Source organism: Streptomyces canus (assembly GCF_001514145.1).
In the GTDB taxonomy this organism is placed as follows: Bacteria; Actinomycetota; Actinomycetes; order Streptomycetales; family Streptomycetaceae; genus Streptomyces; species Streptomyces canus.
Map to the genome: position 1 here is coordinate 66,635 of NZ_KQ948667.1, position 21,797 is coordinate 88,431.

A 21,797-nucleotide genomic window follows, 5' to 3' on the forward strand; every position below is an offset into this window, starting at 1 on the left:
CGCGGCTTCGGAGTGTCGTTCCGGTGGCCTTGGAGAAGCACTGAGAGATCGGTACCAGGCGCGCGGTCCGTCCGATGGTGGTCGGTCCGCGCGCCTTGCGTATCCTCGGGGCGTGCTTCTCTCAGACAAGGACATCCGGGCCGAGATCGACGCCGGGCGGGTACGGATCGATCCCTACGACGAATCCATGGTGCAGCCGTCCAGCGTCGACGTGCGCCTCGATCGCTTCTTCCGGGTGTTCGAGAACCACCGCTACCCCCACATCGACCCCTCCGTGGAGCAGGCCGACCTCACGAGGCTCGTGGAGCCGGAGGGCGACGAGCCCTTCATCCTGCACCCGGGTGAGTTCGTCCTCGCCTCGACGTACGAGGTCATCACCCTCCCCGACGACCTGGCCTCCCGCCTCGAGGGCAAGTCCTCCCTCGGCCGGCTCGGACTCGTCACCCACTCCACGGCCGGCTTCATCGACCCCGGCTTCAGCGGACACGTGACCCTCGAACTCTCCAACCTGGCCACGCTCCCCATCAAGCTCTGGCCGGGCATGAAGATCGGCCAGCTGTGCATGTTCAAGCTCTCCTCGCCGGCCGAGTTCCCCTACGGCAGTGAGCGCTACGGCTCCCGCTACCAGGGCCAGCGCGGCCCCACCGCCTCCCGCTCCTTCCTCAACTTCCACCGGACCCAGGTATGAGCGGTGCGGACGCGCGGGAGAACCTCACCTACGAGGTGTTCGGCACCGCAGTGCGGGAGCTCGCGCAGACGATCGCCGACGACGGCTACGAGCCCGACGTCGTGCTCTCGATCGCCCGCGGCGGAGTCTTCGTCGCCGGCGGCCTCGCGTACGCCCTCGACTGCAAGAACATCCACCTGGTGAACGTCGAGTTCTACACCGGCGTCGGGACCACCCTGGAGATGCCGGTCATGCTGGCCCCGGTCCCCAACGCCATCGACTTCTCCGACAAGAAGGTCCTCATCACCGACGACGTCGCCGACACCGGCAAGACGCTCAAACTGGTACGGGACTTCTGCCTCGACGCCGTCGCCGAGGTCCGCTCCGCGGTCATCTACGAGAAGTCCCAGTCCCTGGTGAAGTGCGAGTACGTCTGGAAGCGCACGGACGACTGGATCAACTTTCCGTGGAGTGTTTTGCCTGTAGTACGTAAGTCGGGGGAGCCGGTCACTCCGTCGAAGGAAGCGCTCTGACTTGGTGAGTCGCTTCTGTGGATCGGTGATGTGATCTGTGGGAGCGCGCTCAGCGGTCTGCCTTGCGCCGTCCTTGTAGTTGCGTGATTCGCGCTTCTCCGCTGGTTCTTGTGCGGGTCGTAGGCGTTGGGCCCTGCCCGTGCCCTGTCCGCATGCCTGAGGGACGACCTCCTGTCCCGCGACCGCTGGAACGTCGAGTTTGGTAGAAGCCGTACGGGCCTCTTGTTGTCAGGCCTTGGTGTCAGGCACCGGCTGAGCTTGACACTTCCTTGGTGTCGTAGCAGCTCGCCGCGACGAGACCACCTACGTCGGCCAGGTCGCTGAAAGGCTGCGGGTACCTGCGGGGCAGTGTGCATCCCCCGCGCGCGATGTCCGTAAGGCTTCTACGGTTGAAGGAAGGACGTGGCGCCTGCGGATGCCCGTTTCTGTCCGCCTCCGCCGCACACCATCTCGGGGTCGTCAGCGCCTTAGGAGGCCGTTCGGCATGTCCACTGCATCCGAAACCCCTGTCCTGGACACCCTCGCCGCCATGACCATCGATTCCCTCGAGCGATGCGGTCTGCCCCTGGACACGCTCATCCTGACCCGCATCGCTGCGCTCGCGGCCTCGGACGCGCCCCCCATCTCCTACGTCGCCCACATCGATCCCGCGCTCAGGGCCAACCTGACCGCTGCCCAGGTGCAGGACGTCCTGGTCGCCATCGCTCCCATCGTGGGCACGGCCCGCGTGATGACGGCGGCGGGCAACCTCGCCGCAGCGCTCGGCATCGCCATCGCTGTGGCCGACGCCGAGACCGAGGCCGAGGTCGAGGCCGGGAGCTGAGGGGAGCAGCCGCCAGCGGTCATGGTGCCTTCGGCGTTCCGCCGTTCTGGCCCTCGACCGCTGTGGCGTCCTGGTGGGTCCTGCCCTGCTCGACCGCCGACACCAGGAGCCGGGCCGCGACACCGATCAGCAGCAGGTTCATCGTCATCTGCCCCGTGGCCAGCAACCGGGCCGGTTCGCTGCGCGGGCTGATGTCGCCGAAGCCGACGGTACTGAACACAGTCACGGTGAAGTACAACGCGTCGGACCTCGTCAGCGGCTCGCTGAAGCTGTCCGGCGCGCTCTGCTCCATCAGGTAGTACGTCGTCGCGAACAAAAGCAGATAGAGCGGAAGGGTTGTCCCCAGGGCTTCCATGGCCCGCAGCTCGGGCCGCTGGGACAGCGAGATCTTTCTGATCTGCCAGGAAAGGAGCAGTCCCACAGCGACGATGCCGCCGGCAAGCCCGAGGACCGTGCCAGGAGTGAAGGCCGAGTCGAGCGGCAGCAGATAGTAGACGGTGACGAGGAGCGCTGCGCTGAGCAGCGAACGCACCACGGCGCGCCTCGACTCCCGGCGGCTCCTACGCGGTGTGCTTCCCACGGTTCCCCCGATGCACCGATCCCGTGGCCGCGCTGCTGCGTCGGCTCCTGGATCAACTTTCCCGATTCACTGAACGTCGGACAGCAGACGCACCCTGGTGCACGGTGTGGTCACCGGGATGGCGGGCCATCACACCGGGGCCGCGGAAACCGGAGGACTACGCGATGGCTGCTTCTGGCTCCCGCCGTGAGACCACGTCACCGAGCGGATGGGACTCCCGCCTTTACTGGCGGTGGATCGCTTACAAGACCGCTGGGTTCCTGTTGGCACTGCTGGGGGACAATGCGCTCCACCTGGAAGTCTCCAGCCACCACGTCGTGATCGCGCTGTTGATCGCGACCCTGGGCGCCGTGCTGTTCGGAGGTGTCCTGGGAGCTCTGCAGCGGCTGGTCGTCCGACAGCGGGTGACTGTCCCCGCAAGGTGTGGATCACTGCCAACGTCGGCCCGGCGCTGCTGGCCTGGCTCCTGGTCATCATGCCTGCGGTGATCAGCGCCCAGGACCTCAACGGCGACGTCTCGACGGCCTACCTCCTGGCCGCGAGTCAGAGCCTGGCCCTCGGCCCGCTGCTCGGTCTCTCCCAGTGACTCGTCCTGCGCAAGGTCACCAGCCGCTGGGCCTGGTGGATCGGCGCGAACCTGGCCTAGTGGCTCATCGTGGACTCCGTCATCTACCTGCTGTCACGGCTGACGGATGACCACGACGTCTTCACCGGTGACGGCTCGCTCGCCGAGATCTACTTGATCCTCATCGCTACGACACCCCTGACCGGGCGAGCCCTTCTGTGGGTACTTGCCCAGCCCGCCTTCACCGCTCCCAGGACTGCGCAGCCGTGACGATCAGCGCCGATCGACACTGCCAGGACCCGCGCTCGCCCTCCTGCCGTGCCGGGTCCTCGGCGAAGGTGAGTTCCAGCTCTACCTTCCCGTAATCAGGCTCGACCTCGACCTGGCAGAACTCGCCGAAGGCCCGCCAGGCGGCACAGACGTCGCGTACGTCAGCGGGCTCGATCCCGCGCTGCCTCGAGATCTGCGCGAACACCTCGGCGCTGGATCTCCATGGAATTGGGCATAACGGATGCTCTCCGGAAGCTCTTGGTCGCCCCGGCTTACCCAGGGCGATGTCGAGTGCGGTGTCACAGTCTTCTGAGGTACCGCCGTGGGCGTTTCGGCGCGGTTGCCGAGGTGCCGTGCCCCCAACCGGGCCCCGGAAAGTGTTCTCGCTCTACTGACTGCGCCCCGTAGGAACAGCCGGCACTCCTGCGGCCCCGGTGATGGAGAGGGGCGTGATGAGACCCGCCACCACTGCTTGGACGATGACGTCGTTGGCTGCTCGTTCGCTTCCCACGCCGGCGACATAGAGCCGGGCGGAAACAACCAGAAGGAGAGCCCACCAAGGTGATTGCAGCCAACTGAGGGTGGCCGTCAGGCCCAGGAGGGCGTAGGCGACGTTCTTGCGGAACTCTGCTTCACCTACCGCTCGGTCGTACTCGTTGAACAGGTCGTAGCTGGCGATCAGCAGCTTGGTGCGTAGCTGGCGCGTCTCGCCGAGGATGTCTCGTACCGCCAGGCCGACCACGAGGCGTTCACCGCGCTCGCGCTCCGGGTTCACGGCCGCGGTGCCCTCGGGTACGGGGCGAGCCAACCGTCCCTGATCCTGTAGGAAGCTGACAAGGTCGTCGTATGCCAGACGTGACACACGAGGCGCGAGGGCTGTCCCGCCGCTCCGGAACCTCGCGGCCTTCGGCGCTTCCCTCGCGTTCACAGTCACTACCCGGACGGCGAGCATGGCGCCGATGAGGTAGGCGAGGAAGGCCCCGGAGGCGAGCACTCCGGCGGGTCCTATCAAGTCACCGAGGCGATACAGCGAACCCCAGACGCCGTGAGCTTTCTGGGGCGTCGGCACGCGGTCCTCCAGGATCAGCCAGAGCGTCAGAAGCCAGATGCAGCCTGTCGAGAGCGGCGCTCGGACATCGCGAAGGCCCGGCAACAGATTCGCCAGCAACTGGTCCCCCTGATCCACGTGCCGCCCTGAGTGACAGCAAGCCTTTGGAGCGTCCCGAGTATCCGAGACGTGGATCCGACTGCGCACCCGACCGGCTGCCGGGGGAGAGGAATCGCGGTGAAGGCGCCGCCAGCACTTGGGTCCTGACCTGCGGAGATCACTGTCCCGGACATCCGTCATAAGGTCAACGACCCCTGGTCGGTCCAGCCGCCCGTCGTGAGGCGTACGGGGCAGGTTCTCGACGCCTGAGCCTCGGCGCGTTCGCCGCAGAGGGCCCTCGACGTGCGTCGAGGGCCCTCTGCGTGTTGGTCAGCGGTGACGGACTACCGCGCCGCGTAGCCGAAGGTGTCGCCGGCTGCCGGGAGGACGCCCGCGCCGGGCTGGTAGGTGGTCACCGCGGCGACTGTGCCGCCGGCGGTGACGTTGGACAGCGGCAGGGCGTGAAGGGTGCCGTAGGCCGACGGGCCGTTGGGCATGCCGACGTACAGGCTGGTGCCGGTGTAGTGCATGTTGGCGCCGAGCTTCTGGTTGGCCCCCGGGGTGCCGGGGATGCCGTCTCCGTCGCCGGCCTCCAGCCAGCGGTCGTTCGCGCCGGGGGTGCCGAGGAGGGAGAAGGTGGTGATGGCGCCCGCGCTCGCGGTGGTACCGACGACCTCGTCGGGGATGCCGACGGCGAGCTTGAGGGTGGCGGTGGTGCTGACCGCTCCCGGCGCGGTGTTGACCGCGGTCAGGGTCTGGCCGAAGTGGTCACCGGCCTCGGACGAGCCGACGACGTCGTCGTCTGCGGTGCCCGACTGGTAGGCGTTGAGCTGGGTGTAGGTGCCGGCCGCGGTGATCCGGAAGGTCAGCACGTTGCCGGTCTCGGCCTTGGAGGCGCCGTTGACGGTCAGGGCCTCGCCCGGTGAGCCGACCGCCAGTATCGATTCGGTGGCGGCGGCCGTCCCGGACGGGCGGTAGGGCACGAGCGCCACCGAGGTACCGAATCCGTCGCCGGCCTCGGCGCCGCCGGAGACCGTGTCGAGATCCTGGTCGAGACCGAAGCGCGGGGTGGGACGGTTCTCGGAGTTGAGGGTGTTGGGGTCGAAGACGGCGAGGTTGCCGGCGTCGGCGTCGGTGCCGATGGTCTCGTCCGGGGCGGCGATGACGAGGTGGTTGGAGTCGGCCGCCACCGCACCGCCGAAGCCGTCGCCCGCCTCCGCGGAACCGGGGACGTCGACGCTGTCCTGATGGATGGTGGCGTTGGTGGTGCCGTGGACGTAGACGGCCATGCCCGCGTCGGCGAACCCGCTGAGATCCTCGCCGGGGCTGCCGATCAGCAGGAACGGCTCGCCGGAGCGGGTGACGTCGGCAGCCAGGGAGGCGCCGAAGCGGTCGCCGGTCTCGGCGCTGGAGGCACCGAGCGAGGCGTTGCCCGCGCCCTGCTGATAGTTGGTGTCCTTCACGGTGCCGGTGCCCAGGCCGCCGGTCGCGCCGTGCAGGACGTCGACCATGCCGGCGTCGGTGGCGGTGCCCAGGCCCTCGCCCGGGGCGCCCACGACCAGGTCGGTGCAGCCGTCCTCGTCGTAGTCGACCGTGGCGAGGCTCTCACCGAAGCGGTCGCCGGCCTCGGAGCTGCCGTTGACCCAGTCCAGGTCCTGGTTGATCTCAGCGGTGCCCTTGCCGCCGCCGTACACGATGCGCACCAGACCCGCGCCGGCGTCGCCGCCCACGGTGGCCCGCGGGTCGGAGATCGCGATGTCCTGGATGCCGTCGCAGTTGAAGTCGGTGACGCGGGCGGCGCCGGTGGTGGTGGTCACCCAGGAGGTGAGGTCGTCGACGCGGGTGGTGATGCCGGCGGTGCTGGTCACGGTGGTGTCGATGCCGTAGCAGCCGCCCTGGTAGGACTGGCTGGCGAGGGCCGCGAGTTGGGCGGTGCCGCCGCTGACGCGGACCAGCGGGCCGCCGGTGTCACCCATGCACGCGGCCGTGCCGCTGGTGCCGGTGACCGAGGCGTTCGTCGCGGTGGCGGAGTCCACGGTGAAGGTGCCGGTGTGCAGGCTCAGCGGTGACCACTCGGTGGCGGTGCGGCCGTAGCCGGCCAGGGTGAGGGATTCGCCGGCGGTGGGTGCGGTGGTGGCCAGGGCAACCGGGCTGACATTGGTGACTGGGCGGTTGAGGCGGGCCAGGACCGCGTCGCGGTCGGTGCGCGGGACCAGCTGGACGATCTCGCGCGCCGCACCGGCGGTGCCGGTCAGGTCGGAGCGGCCGATGACCGCGGTGGTCTTCGTGGCCGGCTTGCCCGCGGGCACGTTCAGGCCGGCGGTCGGGTCGGCGACGAAGCAGCTGGCCGCCGTGAGCAGCCACTCGCGGTCGACCAGGACACCCGAACAGCCGCGGTCGTGGTCTCCGACGGTGATCTGGGCGGTATAGGCGTAGGTGGTGTCGGCGGCAGCCACGGCGGGGCCGGTGACCGCGGTGGCCGGAGCGGCCGCCAGCGCGGCACAGCCGAGGGTCAAAGTCGTGGCCAGTGCGGCCAGGCGCACGGGTCTGGCGTAGGTCATGGAATCGGTTCCCTGGTGGATGGTGGCGGATCGGTCAGGAAGGCGCGACAAGGCGCTACTTGGAGGTCCGCAGCTCGAGAAGCGTCCACTCACGGGCCTGCTCGTCCGCGCTCTCGCCCACGGGGGTCCAGGCGTTCTTGGCGATGTCGTACGACTGCTCCTCGGCGCCGACCGTCATGTCCGCCTCGGTCGTGTAGTCGTTGCCCCGGATGAGGTAGACCGACGGCAGCTCCAGGGTCAGCCAGCCCGAGGTGCCCTTGACGTCGAAGCAGACCTTGCTCTTGTCCCGCGCCTGGACTTCCAGCTGGCCCGTGCCGGTCGCGCAGTCGGCCAGCGTGATGTGACCGTCACCCCGCTTGAGCAGGATGTTCTTCTCAGCGAGGATCTTGTCCGCCTGTGGGTAGTCGAAGTCCTCCACCGCGTATCCGGGAGCCTCGCCGGCCACTGCCACCGTGCCGTCGGGCGCACCGTCGCCCGCCATGGCGGTCCACGCCAGGGCACCGGCGGCCAGGGCGGCCGTGGCTGTGCCCATAAGTCTTTTGCGATATGACCTCGACGGCATGGGAAAACGTCCCTTCATCACATTCCTGGCTCATTGTTCCGGCGAGGAATAACAGCAGGGAACGCATTTCGCGCACGGGCGTGAAGGAACACTGAATACATACGCAGCCCCCCACTCCCGGCAATGCAATAGCCCCTTGGTCACCTGCCGGAAAACTGCTTGAGCGGCTATGCAACCCCGCTCCCGCGAGCCCTGTCCACTTCGTGAACTCTCCTAAATAGGGCGAGAGTAGAAGGGTTGATGTGAGGTCGATCACGTTCGCAAACGGTTGTATCGGAACAGGTTGAAAAAAGATAACGAAAATGCCAGGACGAGGCGTAATAAATTGGGCAAACAGGGCTCCTCGGATCGAAGCAGGCCGTGAATTGGGTGTGAAATATGTAAGGTGCCGTTAAAGATTGACGGTCTGCACGGGGGGCATGTGATGGCGTACGCAAATCTGTCACGGGATTCGCTCCCTGTGCTCGGCGAGGGAGAAACACGTTGAGTGTCAGATTGCGGACCGCGCCGGCATGGCGCGGCTCCGTGGCAGCGCTGATAGCCCTGTTCATGGTCCTGGGCATCGATTCGCGCCCCGCCGCGGCGGTGGACGAGGAGCCCGGGTACGACCGGGCCGCCGTCCTCATGGAGTGGGAATACGGCGGTCAGGGCGTCCGGCGCGAGGCCGAGGCGGCTCTGCTGGGTTCGATGGACGACGTCCAGACGTTCATGGACGTGGACCTGGCGGCCGCCCAGCTGGAGGACCTGCGGGTCGAGGTCGCGCAGATCATGGCCATGGGCGGTCCGGCCGTGCGGGCCGGGGCCGACGCCGCGCTGGGCGGCGGTGAGGCGGAGCTCCAGGCATTCCTGGACGACGGCTACATCGCGGCCTACGAGGAGGACCAGCGCGTCCAGGCGGCGCAGGTCATGGCCTTCGGCGGTCCGGGCGTGAAGAAGGCGGCCAACACGGCGCTCAGCGGCACGGCCGACGACGTGGACGCGTTCCTCAAGACCGGGCAGTACAAGGCGCGGGCCGACGACAACCGGGTCAAGGTCGGCAAGCTGCTGTACACCGGCGGCACGAACGTGAAGCTGCTCGCGGGCCAGGCACTGGACGGCACGGACGAGGACGTGCAGGAGTTCCTCGACGACGGGTGGGCGGTCGCGGCAGCGCGGGACCAGGAGACGATCACCGTCGCCCAGCTCGCCGAACTCGCCGACACGGCGCAGAAGCGGGCCAAGGAGCTGACCGAGACAGCCAAGGAAGAGGCGGCCAAGGCGGCGAAGGCCACCCAGGCCGCGAAGGCCGCGGCGCTGGAAGCGGCGGCGGAGGCGCAGGAGTCCAAGGAATCGGCGGGCCGGGCGGCCGCGGCCGCGTCGCGGGCGGCGGCTGCCGCCGATCGGGCGGCACAGGCGGCGCGTACGGCGGTCTCGGCGGCCGCCGCGGCGAACGCAACGGCACGGATGGCTGCCTCGGCGGCGGCACAGGCGGCCTTCGCCGCCGGCCAGGCCGGCAGCGCGGCGGCCGTGGCCAGGTCCGCGGCCGGTGCGGCGGCCGGTGACGCGGGGCGGGCCGACGCGGCGCGCAAGGCGGCGGAGAAGGCCAACGCGGCCGCCGCCGGGGCGCGCAAGGCGGCGGACGCAGCCGACCAGGCAGGTATCGCCGCCGAACAGGCGGCGACCGCTGCCGGTGCCGCGGCCAGCGCGGGGGCGAACGCGGCGGCCGCCGCAGCCGCCGCCGCGGACGCGGGCCGGTGGGCCGGCGAGGCGGGTGCCAAGGGCGAGGAGGCTGCCGCGGCCGCCGCCAAGGCCAAGCGGCTCGCCGACCAGGCCACGCGCGCGGCCAACTCGGCGCAGTCCAACGCCCGACAGGCCGCCACGGCCGCCCGGCAGTCGCGCGACGCGGCCAACGAGACCGCCGCGCACGCCGAGGCCGCGGCGATCGCGGCGAACAAGGCCGCCGACGAGGCGGGCAAGGCGGTGGACGCGGCCAAGGCATCCACCGAGGCGGCGAACGCGGCCACCGCGGCCGCGAACAGGGCGATGACGGCGGCCGAACAGGCCTCGACCGTGGTGGAGCTGGCTCGCAAGGCGGACACCGAGCGGCTGGCCCAGCAGCAGGACGAGGCAGTCCTGGCGGCCGAGGAGGCCGCCGAGGCCCACGACGAGAAGGTCGCCGCCTCCCAGTGGGAGATCGGCCGCATCCAGGAACTCGGTACGCAGACGCAGCAACTGCTGACGGAGGCCGCGGCGGCGACCGACCTGTCGGTCACGGCCGCCAAGGGCCGTCAGGCCGCGGTCAACCTGCTGAGCAGCGGCGGGACCTGGGTGAAGGACGCCGCCGGTGACGCGCTCGCGGGCAGCGACGACGACGTGGCCGAGTTCGTGCGCGTCAGGCTGGCTCTCGCGATGGAACAGGACGACCGCGCCGGCGTCGGCCACATCGCCACGACCAGCGAGATCCCCGCGCAGCGGCAGGCCGCGCTGAACGTGCTGGACAAGCCGATCGACGAGGTGCGCGCCTGGCTGCGCACCCGTGACTATCCCGGCAAGGCGGACGACGACCGGGTCGCTGTCGGCAAGCTCGCCGCCGAGGGCGGGCCGGGCGTGAAGGCCGCCGCGAGCAGGGCGCTGGACGGCACCGCGGCCGACCTGGCGGCGTTCCTGGAGACCGGGCAGTACAAGGCACAGGAGGACGACGACCGCGTCGCGGTCAGCGAGGCCCTCGCCACCGGAGGACCCGAGGTGCGGGCCGCGGCGCAGGCAGTGCTGTCCGGCCCGGCGTCCGGGCTGCGCCCCTTCCTGGAGATCGGTCTGTACAAGGCGCGGCAGCGGGACGCCAACACCGCCGCCCACATCGCCGAGGTCAACATCCTGCTGCAGGCCGCCTACAAGTCGGCGGCGCTCGCGCAGAGAGACGCCGCCGAGGCGCAGAAGGCCGCCGCGGAGGCCCGTAAGGACGCCGCCAAGGCCACCGAGTGGGCCAACGCGGCCAACGAGTCCTCCAAGAAGGCGAACGCGTACGCCGAGCAGGCCGACAAGTCCGCCGACCAGGCCGAGGACTCCGCCGCCGAGGCGGCCGCGTCCGCGCGGACGGCCCGTGACGCGGCCGCCTCGGCCCGGGCGGACGCGCAGTCGGCTGCCCGCTCGGCCGAACGTGCCCAGCACTCCGCCGCCATCGCCTACGGCTACTCCCTGGAGGCCAACAACTCGGCCTATCAGGCCGGTCTTTCCAAGCTGGCGGCGGACGCGGACGCCGCCGCTGCCGCCAAGGCGTCCACCGAGGCCATGAAGACCGCCGCCGACCTGTTGGTCGCGGAGCTGAAGGCGCAGATCAAGGAGGAGGCCGAGCTGGAGACCAGCAAGCCGCTCTCCGACAACGAGCTGCGCGCGGCACTGGAGAGGCGGTTGGTCGACTACCGCTCCATCCTCTGGGAGAACGGGGAACTGAGGCCGGGCGAGACGATGCTCGTCTGCGGCGGTGACGGCGCCGGCGGAATGGGCTGCATCACGAGCACCACCCTCGACCGCCTGATCGCCTGGTACGTCGGTGCCGAGGAGATCGAGGAGTGCCTGCAGACCAAGAAGCCCTCGTGTCTCACGGGCCTCGCCCTCAGCGCCCTCAAGCTCAAGTTCCTCAAGAAGATCCACTGCGGGAAGAGCAGCTTCGTGCCGGGCACCCGGGTGCTGCTGGCCGGCGGCCTGACCGAGGAGATCGAGGACGTCCGGGTCGGCGACCAGGTCCTCTCCACCGACCCGGTGAGCGGCCGTACCGAGGCGAAGCGGGTCCGGGCGACCATCGGCAGCAGCGGTCCGAAGAACCTCGTGGACGTCACTGTCACCGGTCCCGACGGGCGCTCCACGGGCACGGTGGTCGCCACCGACAACCACCCGTTCCGGGCAGGCGGCGACCAGGGCACCTGGGTCGACGCCGGGGACCTCCGGGCGGGCGCCGCGCTGCGCACCGACACCGGTGCCGTCGCGACGGTGGGCGCGACGCGGGCGTGGGCCGTGCCGGAGCAGCGGGTCCACAACCTGACGGTCGCCGACTTCAATACGTACTATGTGCTGGCGGGCGCGACCCCTGTTCTGGTGCACAACGCGAGTTGCCCGATCGGTTTCACCGAGGACACCGTCGCGGATGCCTTCACCGGGATGAACAAGGGAGGCGGCCACGCCATCCGGCACCTGATCACGGACGGTCTCATTCCCAACAAGGGAAGCGTCGCCTCACAGGTCAAGTACTTCCAGGACAATTTCGGGCACGTGCTGACGTCGCCGGAGAAGACGTTCGACTGGAAGATCGGCGGCACCCAGGCCAAGGGGTTCGCCAAGAAGGTCGGCGGAAAGGTCGTGGTGATATTCGTGGCGAAGGAAGGGCCCTATCAGGGCAAGATTCTGAGTTCGATGGTGCCGGGTGCCAAGAACATGACGAAGTGGGGCCTGTGGTGAGTTCCCTCCAGGAGGCCCTCACCTGGAGCGGCCCGGCCGTCGTCGTCCTCTTCACCCTCGGACGGGCCGAATCCCCCCTGGCGGAGGGCGCGTTCGACCTCGCGCGTCCGGACGACGTCGGTGTCTTCCCGGTCTCCACCGAGTCCTGGGACCGGCACGCTGTCGTCCAGGCGTACGACCTCACCTTCGAGGAGGGGCGCCTGGACGACCCGGACCTCCCCGGCCTACTGCGGGAGTGCCTGCGGAAGGCGTCCGTGCACGCGGAGGGCATCGCCTGGCTGACATTCGAGGGGGCGTTTCACTTCGACCACCTCTTCACGGACGACATCGCGGACCAGATCTACGGTTACTGCGTGACGGGCGAGGAGCCCGTGGTCGTCTGGGATCGCGAGATCATGAAGAGCGATCGATGGAAGCGTGAGATCAGGGAAGTGCGGTCGGTTCTGGACCGGGATTTCCCAGCGTAGCGGGCGGCAGGAAAGAGAAGGGCTCCCGGTCGGTACCGGGAGCCCTTTCTCGTCGAAAACGCCGGAATGCTAGAACGTGCCCAGCTTCACGATCGACAGCAGGGCGATCAGCTGGATCGCCGACGCGCCGAGGGCCTTCGGCCAGGGGAGGTCGTGGGACCTGGACACCATCAGGGTGAGCAGGGCGCCGGCCGCCACCCAGGTGGCCCAGCCCAGGAGCTGGACGAAGGACGCGTCGCCGCCGAAGAACATGGCCACGATCAGACGGGGTGCGTCGGTCAGGGACATGATCAGCATGGAGAGGCCGACCGTGGGCTGCCACGCGCCGTCGCCGCCGAGCTGGCGGGCCAGGGCGTGGGTGACGACGCCCAGGACGAACGCCAACAGGACCATGGCCACGGCGGTCGTGAGGACGATCGGGATCGCGTTCGACAGGGTGGCGTTGATCGCGTCCTCTCGGGCGCCCTCGAAGCCGAAGACCGCGAGCAGGCCGTAGAGGAAGGTCACGATCAGGGCCGGGCCCCACATCGTGTAGTCCCGCATCTGGAGGAAGGTCTGCTTGGGGGAGAGCAGGATGCCCTTCAGGAGTTCCTTCCAGTGCAGGCGGGGTCCCACGGGGGCCGCAGGGGCCGAGCCCGCACGGTAGGTGCCGCCCGGGTTGTAGGGGTCCTCACCGACCGAGAACGCCTGCGTGTGGCCCGGGTTGTTCGCCGCGTACGGGTCGTGGCCGCCCTGCGGGTGCGGGGCGCCGCCGCCGTCGCCGAAGTACTCCGGCTCGTCGTAGGCCCCGCCGCCGCCCTGGGTCCACTGGCCCGGGTGGGGCTGCGGCGCGGGGGGATAGCCGTACGGCTGTCCCTGGGGCGCCTGCTGCCCGTACGGAGGTTGTTGCGGTCGCGCGTGAGGAGCGCCGTTGTCCCGGCCGCGTCCGATCCTGAATCCAGCCACGTCTTCGAACGTACCTGGTCCTGGAGAGTGACGGGCGCGGCCGGGCGTTTCGGGGACGGCTTTGCTGCCGAGCTGTGACATCCCCTAAGGGACAGTCAGAGGGGAGCCGGGGGCCGCTCAGGGTAGTGCCGTACGGTCACCAGGGCGTCATCAGGGCGTCGCCCGGCATCCCTGCTCCCTTCTCTCACGTCACTTCAGCCGATGAGCCCCGTGCCGAAGCCGCCGTACACCCGCGGTCGGCCCACGCTCCCCGGCCCGAACGTCCGTGCCCCCGTCGTGGTCACTCCCGTCAGGGCGGTCACCGCGCCGATGCCCTCGTCCTCGAACCCGGCCGCGACCGTGAGGTCGGCGTGGCCGTCGCCGGTGACGTCCGACAGGAGCACGTCCGAGCCGAAGTAGTCCGTCGCCTCTGCCGCGCCGGGTATGCCGGACGTGTTCTGGGTGAGCGTGCGGGCACCTTCGCGGGAGACGCCCGATGCCGCGCCGTTCATCACGATCGTCGCGCCGGCGTCCTCGGTCGTGCCCAGGTCCTCGAAGACGACGCCGATCGCGAGCTCGCCGTGTCCGTCGCCGTCGACGTCGGCTATGGACACCGCGCTCCCGAAGCCGTCGCCGGCTTCGTCGGCGCCCGGAACTCCCGTGGATGACTGGGTGAGTTCGGCCATCGGGGCGTCGCCGTTGACCGGGCCGCCCTCCGAGCCGCGGATGACGACGACCCGGCCGCCCAGGCTGCCGCTGTGGTCGTCCTCCTCGCTGAAGACGTTGCCGAGGGCGATCTCGTCATAGCCGTCGCCGTCGATGTCGCCCAGGGCGATGGAGGTTCCGCCGTTCAGCGGGCGCGGCCCCGACGTGTCCAGACCGGAGGGCGAGCCGAGGTACGCGACGCCCTTCGACCAGCTGCCCGACGGGTCCGTCGTCCGGTCCGTGCGATAGGTGAGGACCAGGTCGGCCTTGCCGTCGCCGTTCGTGTCGCCCGCGTCCATCGCGTCGAGGGCGTACGCCTGCTCAGGTACGTCGATCCGTTGAGCGGGACCGGAGACGCCACCGCTGATGACGTACGCGTGCGGGGAATCGCTGCCCACTGCGAGGTCGGCTCTGCCGTCGCCGTCGAAGTCTCCGGCGGTCAGTGTCCTTCCCCATTCGCCGTGTGCGTCTGGCGCCGGGTCCGCGACCGTGGTGCCGTTCGCGAGGCCACTCGCGGAGCCCCACAGGACCGTCACCGAGCCCTCGCCGCCGTCCTCGCCGGGTGCTCCTACTGCGAGGTCGGTGTAGCCGTCGTCGTTGAAGTCGTCCACGGCCAGAGCGGAACCGAAGGTGTCGTCGGCCTCCACCGTGTCGGGTACGCCCGCGCTGTCCTGGCTGACCGTGGTGTGGTGGGCGGGATCGAGGCCGGTCGGGCCGCCATGGACTACGGCCACGTAACCGGCGGATCCCTTGTCGCCGAGCTTCGCGTACGGGGCTGCCAGGGCGACGTCGCCGTATCCGTCGCCGTTGAAGTCCGCCTGGTGGCGGTCGGTGTCCGCGGCCGTCGCAGGTGTGACGGCGAAGGTGAGCAGACTGCCGGTCAGAGCGGCGGCGGTGGCCGTGGCGAGGGTGAGTCGCATCCGTCTCGGGTGCGGCTGGGGCATGCGGGTCCTCCTGCTCGGGTGCCGATGTTTCGGTGCCCCGGAAGACCCTCTCCGGTGCGTCAGGGTTGTGCGTGTGTCATGAATCGGTCAGGAAGCCCGAGGTGGAGAAGGTGACGGACGGCTCGGCGGTGACCAGCCCCTTCTCCGCACCGGAGAACACCGCGACGACGTCCTTCGTCTCGCTCCGATACGTCCGTACCGCCAGGTCCGCCCGGCCGTCGCCGTCGAAGTCGCCGACCGCGACGACCCGGGTGGTGCCGGTGGCGGGGGGTTCGACGGTGACCGTCGCCTTCGGGGACGGACCGGCCGTACGGCCCTGGAAGATCCGAAGCCGTGAGCCGCTGGAGACCAGTTCGGACCGGCCGTCCCCGTCGAAGTCCGCCGCGTCGAGCACCGAGCCCGCCGCATCCAGGCTTCCGTGTACGGCGGTCGGGAGGTCGTAGCGCAGAGACGTTCCGCCCTCCCCCGCGCTCGAATCCGCTCGCGCGGGGGGACCCCCACCGCCGACCGCCGCGTCCAGGGCCTTGCCGCGGCCGAAGGCGCCGAGGGCCACGTCGATGCCGGACGGCAGGACCGCTCCGGTGCGGGTCGGGCCCGCCGGACCGCCGAGGACCACGGCGGAGGGGCCGGTGCCCTGGGCCGTACGGACGACCAGGTCGTCGTAGCCGTCGCGGTCGACGTCGGCGGCCGGGCCCGTGGGGACCTCACCCGGCGAGACGATCGGGGCGCCGGCCTCGCGCGGGGCGCCCTCGCGGGTGAACGGGCCGCGCAGGTAGGTGAGATGACCGCCGGTCGCGTGCAGGACGAGGTCCTTCGCGCCGTCGCCGTCGAAGTCGCCGCAGACCGGCTGGTCGGGCCAGTCGTCGCCGACGCGGGCGGCGGGCGGGACCGTGAGGTGAACGGCCTTGCCGGTCAGCCCCTTTGGGGAGCCGAAGAGGAGCTGGATCGGGACCGGGGGTCTGCCCTGGCCGTCGTAGGGCGGGTCGGTGGAGACGACGAGGTCAGAGAAGCCGTCCTTGTCCAGGTCGCAGGTGGCCTCCGCGTCGAACAGGGCCGGGAGTTGGCCGTCGGTGGCCGCGCCCTGTCCGCGCGGGGTGATCAACTGCCGTGTGCCCGGGACGAGTCCGCGCGCGCTGCCGTAGACGATGCCGATGCCGGGGTCGTCCTCGTGGGCCCGGGCCTTGACCAGGTCGCCCAGGACGAGGTCGCGGTGGCCGTCGCCGTTGAAGTCGTCCGGGGTCCTGCTGCCCTTGCCCTGCGGTACAGGGAGCCGGGCCGGGGCGTCGGCGATCCGTGCGGGGGTGCGGTCTGCGGACCCGGTGTGCTGGGTGGGGCCGCAGGCGGCGAGGAGAAGGGCTGCGGCGACGGCGGTGAGAAGGGCCCCGCCCGGGGGCGTGGTGGACGTCAGGTCTCTCCGCACGCGCACCGTTCACCTCGTCAGCATCATTGACAACGACCTCGGCAATGATGCACTTGTTCGACAGGCGGCGACAGCCCTGTGTGCGCGTACGAGAAGCCGCGTGAAGGGAGCGAGGGCGAGGTGCTCTGGACGGTCCGGCTGAGCGGGCTGGTGGGCTGGGTCGCCGCGGCGGTGGCGTGCTGGTGGCTGCTCGGGGTGGCGGCCACGCCCCGGCCGTGGACCGGGCCGCTGGTGTGGGGAACGGTCGCGGCGGGGTGCGCGGTGGTGCGGGCGGGGGCGCTGTGGGGGCTGCGGCGCGGACCCGGGCGGGTGGTCCTGGAGAAGGCCGGTGAGTCCGGTGGTGCTCTCGGCCGGGCCCTCGGGTTCTCCTTCGACTCGGCGGGCTGGATCCGGGCCCGCAACGGCGCGCTCTGGCTGCTGGTGACCTTCGCGTGCGGGGCGCTCTTCGTCGGGCTCATGACGGCCACGACGGGCGACGAGCGGGTCGCCGCGCTGCGCGACGCGGGCGGCCGGGTGAGCACGGCGACGGTGGTGGAGCGACCGCGTGCGGTCCGGGAGGACCTGTCCGAGGACGTCGTACGGGGATACACGTCCCGTCTGGTGGTCGCCGTACCGGACGGACCCGCACGGCTCGCCACGCGCGCGTACACCCACGACGAGCCGCGGATCGGCACCGAGGTCGAGGTGCTGTGGGCCCGCTCCGCGCCGGAGCTCGGCGGGTACGTCCATGAGCGCGAGAGCCTGCGGACACTCGCCGCGGGGCGCTGGGAGGCGTTCCCGGACGGGGCGAACGGCCGGGACGCGCTGCTCGCCTTCGTGCTGACCATGGTCACCGTCGGCGTCTTCGCCCTGGTGTTTATCTTCACTTCAGGCCCCCGGGCACTTCAGCGGCTGGCCTGGTCCGCGCCGCTCCAGACGGTGTACGCCGCCCTGATCACCGCGGTCCTTGTCGGCTGGCGCCCCCTGCTGCTGGGCGGCGGGGCGAGCCCGGCGGAAGGACTGCTCGGGGTGTGCGGTTTCGGACTCCTGGTGCTGACCCACATGTTCATGGCGGGCCGGAGCATCGGGGAGAAATGAGCCAAGTGATGGACGCGGACGACGTGTTGCACATCCTGGACCTGCTGCGGCGGGCCGGCGCGGAGGTCTGGGTCGGGGGTGGGTGGGGGATCGACGCCCTGGTCGGCGAGCAGAGCCGGGACCATCGGGACCTGGATCTGATGCACCGGCAGGAGCAGGAGCCGGCCGTCGTGGCGGCGCTGGCCGCCGCCGGGTTCGTGGAGAGCCTCGACTGGCGGCCCGTGCGGTTCGTGGTCACCGCTCCCGACGGGCGGGAGGTCGATCTGCACCCGCTGGTCTTCGCCGGGGACGGTTCCGCCGTTCAGGCGTCCGGGGTGCCGGAGCGGCCCTTCGCGTACCCGGCCTCCTGCTTCGTGACCGGGACCGTCGGCGGGACGCCCGTCCCGTGTCTCTCGGCCGAGCAGCAGGTCTACTTCCACCAGGGGTACGAGCCGACGGAGCGCGACCGGCACGACATGGCTCAGCTCCGGCGGGTCTTCGGGATCGCCACCCACTTCTGACCGCCGACGCGCCGGAGCCCCCACGTCCGACAGGACCTGGGGGCTCCGAACGGCACTGCGGTGACCGCTACTTCACCGGCTCCGGCTCCGGCTCGCTCTCCGCCGCTTCCTCGCCGGCCGGGTCGACCGGGGCCTTCACGGACTGCAGCAGCAGCTGGGCGACGTCGACGACCTGGATCGACTCCTTCGCCTTGCCGTCGTTCTTCTTGCCGTTCACGGAGTCCGTGAGCATCACCAGGCAGAACGGGCAGGCCGTCGAGACGATGTCCGGGTTCAGCGAGAGGGCTTCGTCGACACGCTCGTTGTTGATGCGCTTGCCGATCCGCTCCTCCATCCACATCCGCGCGCCACCGGCGCCACAGCAGAAGCCGCGCTCCTTGTGGCGGTGCATCTCCTCGTTACGGAGACCCGGGACGCCCGCGATGATCTCGCGCGGCGGTGTGTAGATCTTGTTGTGGCGGCCCAGGTAGCAGGGGTCGTGGTAGGTGATGATGCCCTCGACCGGCGTGACCGGGACCAGCTTGCCCTCGTCCACCAGGTGCTGGAGCAGCTGGGTGTGGTGGATGACCTCGTAGTCGCCGCCGAGCTGCGGGTACTCGTTGCCGATCGTGTTGAGGCAGTGCGGGCAGGTCGCGACGATCTTCTTGGCCGACTTGGGCTTGGCGGACTCCGGGACCACCTTGCCGTCGTCGTCGAGCTCCTCGCCGAACGCCATGTTCAGTGCCATGACGTTCTCCATGCCGAGCTCCTGGAACAGGGGCTCGTTGCCGAGGCGGCGGGCGGAGTCACCGGTGCACTTCTCGTCGCCGCCCATGATCGCGAACTTGACACCCGCGATGTGCAGGAGCTCGGCGAAGGCCTTCGTGGTCTTCTTGGCCCTGTCCTCCAGGGCGCCGGCGCAGCCGACCCAGTACAGGTACTCGACCTCGGTGAGGTCCTCGATGTCCTGGCCGACGACCGGGACCTCGAACTCGACCTCCTTGAGCCACTCCAGGCGCTGCTTCTTCGCCAGGCCCCAGGGGTTGCCCTTCTTCTCCAGGTTCTTGAGCATGGTGCCCGCCTCGGACGGGAACGCGCTCTCGATCATCACCTGGTAGCGGCGCATGTCGACGATGTGGTCGACGTGCTCGATGTCGACGGGGCACTGCTCGACACAGGCGCCGCAGGTGGTGCAGGACCACAGGACGTCCGGGTCGATGACGCCGTTCTCCTCGGCCGTGCCGATCAGCGGGCGCTCGGCCTCGGCGAGAGCGGACGCGGGCACACCGGCCAGCTGCTCCTCGGACGCCTTCTCCTCGCCCTCCATCGTCTTGCCGCCGCCGGCCAGCAGGTACGGGGCCTTGGCGTGCGCGTGGTCGCGCAGGGACATGATCAGGAGCTTGGGGGAGAGCGGCTTGCCGGTGTTCCACGCGGGGCACTGCGACTGGCAGCGGCCGCACTCGGTGCAGGTGGAGAAGTCCAGCAGGCCCTTCCAGGAGAACTGCTCGACCTGGGAGACGCCGAAGACGTCGTCGTCACCGGGGTCGGTGAAGTCGATCGGCTTGCCGCCGCTCGTCATCGGCTGGAGGCCGCCGAGGGCCGTCTCACCGGTCGCGTTGCGCTTGAACCAGATGTTCGGGAAGGCCAGGAAGCGGTGCCAGGCCACACCCATGTTGGTGTTGAGCGAGACGACGATCATCCACACGAAGGACGTGCCGATCTTGATCGTCGCGACCAGGTAGACGAGGTTCTGCAGCGCGGAGACGCTCAGGCCCTTGAAGGCCAGCACCAGCGGGTACGAGGCGAAGTACCCGGCCTCGTAGCCCTCCACGTGGTGCAGCGCGCCCTCGAGGCCGCGCAGCACGTAGATGGCGAGGCCGATGGTGAGGATGACGTACTCGACGAAGTACGCCTGACCCGCCTTGGAGCCCGCGAAGCGGGACTTGCGGCCGGGGCGCGAGGGCAGGCTCAGCAGGCGGATCACGATGAGCGCGGCGATGCCGAGCACGGTCATGACACCGATGAACTCGGTGTACATCTCGAACGGCAGGAACTCACCGATGACCGGCAGCACCCAGTCGGCCTTGAAGAGCTGGCCGAACGCCTGCGCGAGAGTCGGCGGCAGCGTCAGGAAGCCGATCGCCACGAACCAGTGGGCGAAGCCGACGATGCCCCACCGGTTCATCCGGGTGTGGCCGAGGAACTCCTTCACCAGCGTCACACTGCGGGCGTAGGGGTTGTCGGTCCTGCTTCCGGCGGGCACGGGCTGGCCCAGCTTGAAGTACCGGACGAACTGGCCGATGGCGCGCGCGAGCAGTGCCACGCCGACCACGGTCAGTACCAGCGACACGATGATCGCGGCGAGTTGCATTTCGGGGCTCCTCGGGCCTGCGAGGGTTCTACGAGCGAGATTACTAAGCGGTAACTTATGCAGTCCGTCTGAGACTACCCCCATCTTCTGCCGCACTGTAGCCGGGCACAGGGTGATCTGAATCGCTGAGGGTTACCTTAAAACCCGATCGTGTTATTCGTGATGAATTGGTGCATACGCCGCTAATTTGGGCTTGTGCTCTATGGGATCCTCGCCGCCACCTCCGCCCTGCTCCTCGCAGCCGTGCTCGCCGCCGTGCTGCGGCTGCCCGCCCTGCGCCTCGGGATCGTCGACCGGCGATGGCGGCGACCCATGCCGCTGTCCGGCGGTGTGGCGGTGACCGCCGCAACCTGTCTGGTCGCGGCGGTCGGGGACTGGAAGGGCGTCACACCCCTGGGGCCCGAGGTCGAGCGGCTGCTTTTCGCCGGGGCCGCCGTCGCCCTCCTCGGGCTCGTCGCCGACGTGCGGCGGGTCAAGGCGCGGTTCCTCGTGGGCGGTACGGCGGTGGCGGCGCTGTGCGTCGTGCCGTACGAGGAGACGGGGGTGCCCGCCGGGCTTCTCGCGGCCGGCTGGATCGTGTTCGTCGCCCTCGGGTTCAAGGCGCTGGACCACGCCGACGGGCTCGCCGGGACCGTCGGGGTCGTCACCGCTTTCGGGGCGGGGGCCTGTGCGGCGGCCGAGGTGATGGACTCGGTCGCCGTCCTGCTGAGCGTGCTGGCCGCCGCGCTGACCGGGTTCCTGATGCACAACTGGCATCCCGCGCGGGTGGGATTCGGCGCGTGCGGGGCTCTGTTCACCGGGTTCGTGCTGGCGTCCGCCGCCGTGACGACCCGCGCGGGGCAGGAACTCGGCTCCGGCGCGGGGGTGTTGTTCGCGCTGAACGCGGTGGTGGCCGCCGATGTCGTACTGGTCGCTCTCGCCCGGGCCCTGTCCGGGCGACCGCTGTTGCGTGCCGCCCCCGACCATCTCGCCCACCGGCTGCGGCGGCTCGGGCTCACCCCGCAGGGGGCGTCCGTCGTCCTGGGTGTCGCGGCCTTCGGCGGGGTACTCGTCGGGGCCCTCGTGCACCTCGGGTGGATCGCCGCGACGGCGGCCCTGTGGGTCGCCGCGGTCGCCCTGGTGGTCGTGCTCGTACTGCTTCGCGTCAAGCCGAACGTGAAGCCCAACCTGGTACCGCGCGGCGTATCGGCGCAGGTCACGACCCAGTTGCGTGTAAGGAACGGATAAGAGTTGAGTCCACACGACTCAGGTCTGTTGACCGCGGCGGGGCG

At 70.0% G+C, this 21,797-nt stretch carries 19 protein-coding genes; 10 read left to right on the forward strand and 9 right to left on the reverse strand.

Annotated features, from left to right (window positions below):
• The first annotated feature begins 112 nt into the window (after positions 1–112).
• The 3 genes from dcd to AQJ46_RS32725 all read left to right on the forward strand — a co-directional run bounded on the left by dcd (position 113) and on the right by AQJ46_RS32725 (position 2,023).
• The gene (gene dcd / locus AQJ46_RS32715) at positions 113–688 is read left to right on the forward strand and encodes a dCTP deaminase (protein WP_057608862.1); all 576 of its coding nucleotides are present in this window, start codon (positions 113–115) and stop codon (positions 686–688) included.
• Positions 685–1,200, forward strand: coding sequence for a phosphoribosyltransferase (locus tag AQJ46_RS32720; RefSeq protein WP_059209001.1), 516 nt, complete (start codon positions 685–687; stop codon positions 1,198–1,200). The genes dcd and AQJ46_RS32720 overlap by 4 nt, the downstream gene beginning before the upstream one ends.
• A 484-nt stretch (positions 1,201–1,684) precedes the next feature.
• A complete protein-coding gene (locus AQJ46_RS32725) occupies positions 1,685–2,023 on the forward strand; it encodes a carboxymuconolactone decarboxylase family protein (protein ID WP_059209002.1) in 339 nt (112 codons plus the stop codon).
• A gap of 19 nt (positions 2,024–2,042) precedes the next feature.
• On the opposite strand, the gene AQJ46_RS32730 is transcribed toward AQJ46_RS32725, so the two are convergent.
• Positions 2,043–2,603 carry a potassium channel family protein gene (locus tag AQJ46_RS32730; RefSeq protein WP_225887447.1) on the reverse strand — a complete coding sequence of 187 codons (561 nt, stop codon included), beginning with the start codon at positions 2,601–2,603 and terminating at the stop codon, positions 2,043–2,045.
• A gap of 421 nt (positions 2,604–3,024) precedes the next feature.
• Here AQJ46_RS32730 and AQJ46_RS55605 point away from each other — a divergent pair, with 421 nt between their 5' ends.
• A complete protein-coding gene (locus AQJ46_RS55605) occupies positions 3,025–3,189 on the forward strand; it encodes a hypothetical protein (protein ID WP_159064085.1) in 165 nt (54 codons plus the stop codon).
• A gap of 69 nt (positions 3,190–3,258) precedes the next feature.
• Entirely contained in the window at positions 3,259–3,438 is a 180-nt protein-coding gene (locus tag AQJ46_RS32735) for a hypothetical protein (protein WP_059209003.1), read from the forward strand.
• Here AQJ46_RS32735 and AQJ46_RS32740 read toward each other — a convergent pair.
• From AQJ46_RS32740 to AQJ46_RS32755, 4 genes are all read right to left on the reverse strand, one after another.
• Positions 3,410–3,643 carry a hypothetical protein gene (locus AQJ46_RS32740; protein WP_059209004.1) on the reverse strand — a complete coding sequence of 78 codons (234 nt, stop codon included), beginning with the start codon at positions 3,641–3,643 and terminating at the stop codon, positions 3,410–3,412. The genes AQJ46_RS32735 and AQJ46_RS32740 overlap by 29 nt on opposite strands.
• A gap of 183 nt (positions 3,644–3,826) precedes the next feature.
• A complete protein-coding gene (locus AQJ46_RS32745) occupies positions 3,827–4,624 on the reverse strand; it encodes a hypothetical protein (RefSeq protein WP_059209005.1) in 798 nt (265 codons plus the stop codon).
• A 305-nt stretch (positions 4,625–4,929) separates the two neighbouring features.
• On the reverse strand, positions 4,930–7,146 hold the full coding sequence (locus AQJ46_RS32750; RefSeq protein WP_107117376.1) for a trypsin-like serine protease: 2,217 nt from the start codon (positions 7,144–7,146) through the stop codon (positions 4,930–4,932).
• A gap of 55 nt (positions 7,147–7,201) precedes the next feature.
• Positions 7,202–7,678, reverse strand: a complete 477-nt coding sequence (locus AQJ46_RS32755) for a hypothetical protein (RefSeq protein ID WP_225887448.1) — start codon at positions 7,676–7,678, stop codon at positions 7,202–7,204.
• Positions 7,679–8,233: 555 nt separating this feature from the next.
• Between AQJ46_RS32755 and AQJ46_RS58520 the strand changes: the two genes are divergently transcribed.
• Positions 8,234–12,139 carry a polymorphic toxin-type HINT domain-containing protein gene (locus tag AQJ46_RS58520; RefSeq protein WP_263972886.1) on the forward strand — a complete coding sequence of 1,302 codons (3,906 nt, stop codon included), beginning with the start codon at positions 8,234–8,236 and terminating at the stop codon, positions 12,137–12,139.
• Positions 12,136–12,606 (forward strand): hypothetical protein, encoded by a 471-nt coding sequence (locus AQJ46_RS32765; protein ID WP_159064086.1) that lies wholly within the window; start codon positions 12,136–12,138, stop codon positions 12,604–12,606. Before AQJ46_RS58520 ends, AQJ46_RS32765 begins: the two co-directional genes overlap by 4 nt.
• A 69-nt stretch (positions 12,607–12,675) precedes the next feature.
• On the opposite strand, the gene AQJ46_RS32770 is transcribed toward AQJ46_RS32765, so the two are convergent.
• The 3 genes from AQJ46_RS32770 to AQJ46_RS32780 all read right to left on the reverse strand — a co-directional run bounded on the left by AQJ46_RS32770 (position 12,676) and on the right by AQJ46_RS32780 (position 16,605).
• Positions 12,676–13,632, reverse strand: a complete 957-nt coding sequence (locus AQJ46_RS32770) for a Yip1 family protein (protein ID WP_079072512.1) — start codon at positions 13,630–13,632, stop codon at positions 12,676–12,678.
• Between the two features lie 113 nt (positions 13,633–13,745).
• Entirely contained in the window at positions 13,746–15,179 is a 1,434-nt protein-coding gene (locus AQJ46_RS32775) for an FG-GAP repeat domain-containing protein (RefSeq protein WP_225887449.1), read from the reverse strand.
• 76 nt (positions 15,180–15,255) lie between these two features.
• A complete protein-coding gene (locus AQJ46_RS32780; protein WP_059209009.1) occupies positions 15,256–16,605 on the reverse strand; it encodes an FG-GAP repeat domain-containing protein in 1,350 nt (449 codons plus the stop codon).
• Positions 16,606–16,719: 114 nt separating this feature from the next.
• Here AQJ46_RS32780 and AQJ46_RS32785 point away from each other — a divergent pair, with 114 nt between their 5' ends.
• Positions 16,720–17,676, forward strand: coding sequence for a hypothetical protein (locus tag AQJ46_RS32785; RefSeq protein WP_159064087.1), 957 nt, complete (start codon positions 16,720–16,722; stop codon positions 17,674–17,676).
• 8 nt (positions 17,677–17,684) lie between these two features.
• Positions 17,685–18,176 (forward strand): nucleotidyltransferase domain-containing protein, encoded by a 492-nt coding sequence (locus tag AQJ46_RS32790; protein WP_208617023.1) that lies wholly within the window; start codon positions 17,685–17,687, stop codon positions 18,174–18,176.
• Positions 18,177–18,243: 67 nt separating this feature from the next.
• Here AQJ46_RS32790 and AQJ46_RS32795 read toward each other — a convergent pair whose 3' ends face one another.
• Positions 18,244–20,526, reverse strand: coding sequence for a (Fe-S)-binding protein (locus AQJ46_RS32795; RefSeq protein WP_059209012.1), 2,283 nt, complete (start codon positions 20,524–20,526; stop codon positions 18,244–18,246).
• A 195-nt stretch (positions 20,527–20,721) separates the two neighbouring features.
• On the opposite strand from AQJ46_RS32795, the gene AQJ46_RS32800 reads away from it, so the two are divergent.
• Entirely contained in the window at positions 20,722–21,753 is a 1,032-nt protein-coding gene (locus tag AQJ46_RS32800; protein ID WP_059209013.1) for an MraY family glycosyltransferase, read from the forward strand.
• The last annotated feature ends 44 nt before the right edge of the window (positions 21,754–21,797 follow it).

What these genes read in the sequence shown, in the direction of transcription:
- AQJ46_RS32720 (WP_059209001.1), top strand. Translation starts at nt 685, where the DNA reads ATGAGCGGTGCGGACGCGCGGGAGAACCTCACCTACGAGGTGTTCGGC.
- AQJ46_RS32725 (WP_059209002.1), top strand. Translation starts at nt 1,685, where the DNA reads ATGTCCACTGCATCCGAAACCCCTGTCCTGGACACCCTCGCCGCCATG.
- AQJ46_RS32750 (WP_107117376.1), bottom strand. Translation starts at nt 7,146, where the DNA reads ATGACCTACGCCAGACCCGTGCGCCTGGCCGCACTGGCCACGACTTTG.
- AQJ46_RS32755 (WP_225887448.1), bottom strand. Translation starts at nt 7,678, where the DNA reads ATGGGCACAGCCACGGCCGCCCTGGCCGCCGGTGCCCTGGCGTGGACC.
- AQJ46_RS32770 (WP_079072512.1), bottom strand. Translation starts at nt 13,632, where the DNA reads ATGTCACAGCTCGGCAGCAAAGCCGTCCCCGAAACGCCCGGCCGCGCC.
- AQJ46_RS32775 (WP_225887449.1), bottom strand. Translation starts at nt 15,179, where the DNA reads ATGCCCCAGCCGCACCCGAGACGGATGCGACTCACCCTCGCCACGGCC.
- AQJ46_RS32790 (WP_208617023.1), top strand. Translation starts at nt 17,685, where the DNA reads ATGGACGCGGACGACGTGTTGCACATCCTGGACCTGCTGCGGCGGGCC.
- AQJ46_RS32795 (WP_059209012.1), bottom strand. Translation starts at nt 20,526, where the DNA reads ATGCAACTCGCCGCGATCATCGTGTCGCTGGTACTGACCGTGGTCGGC.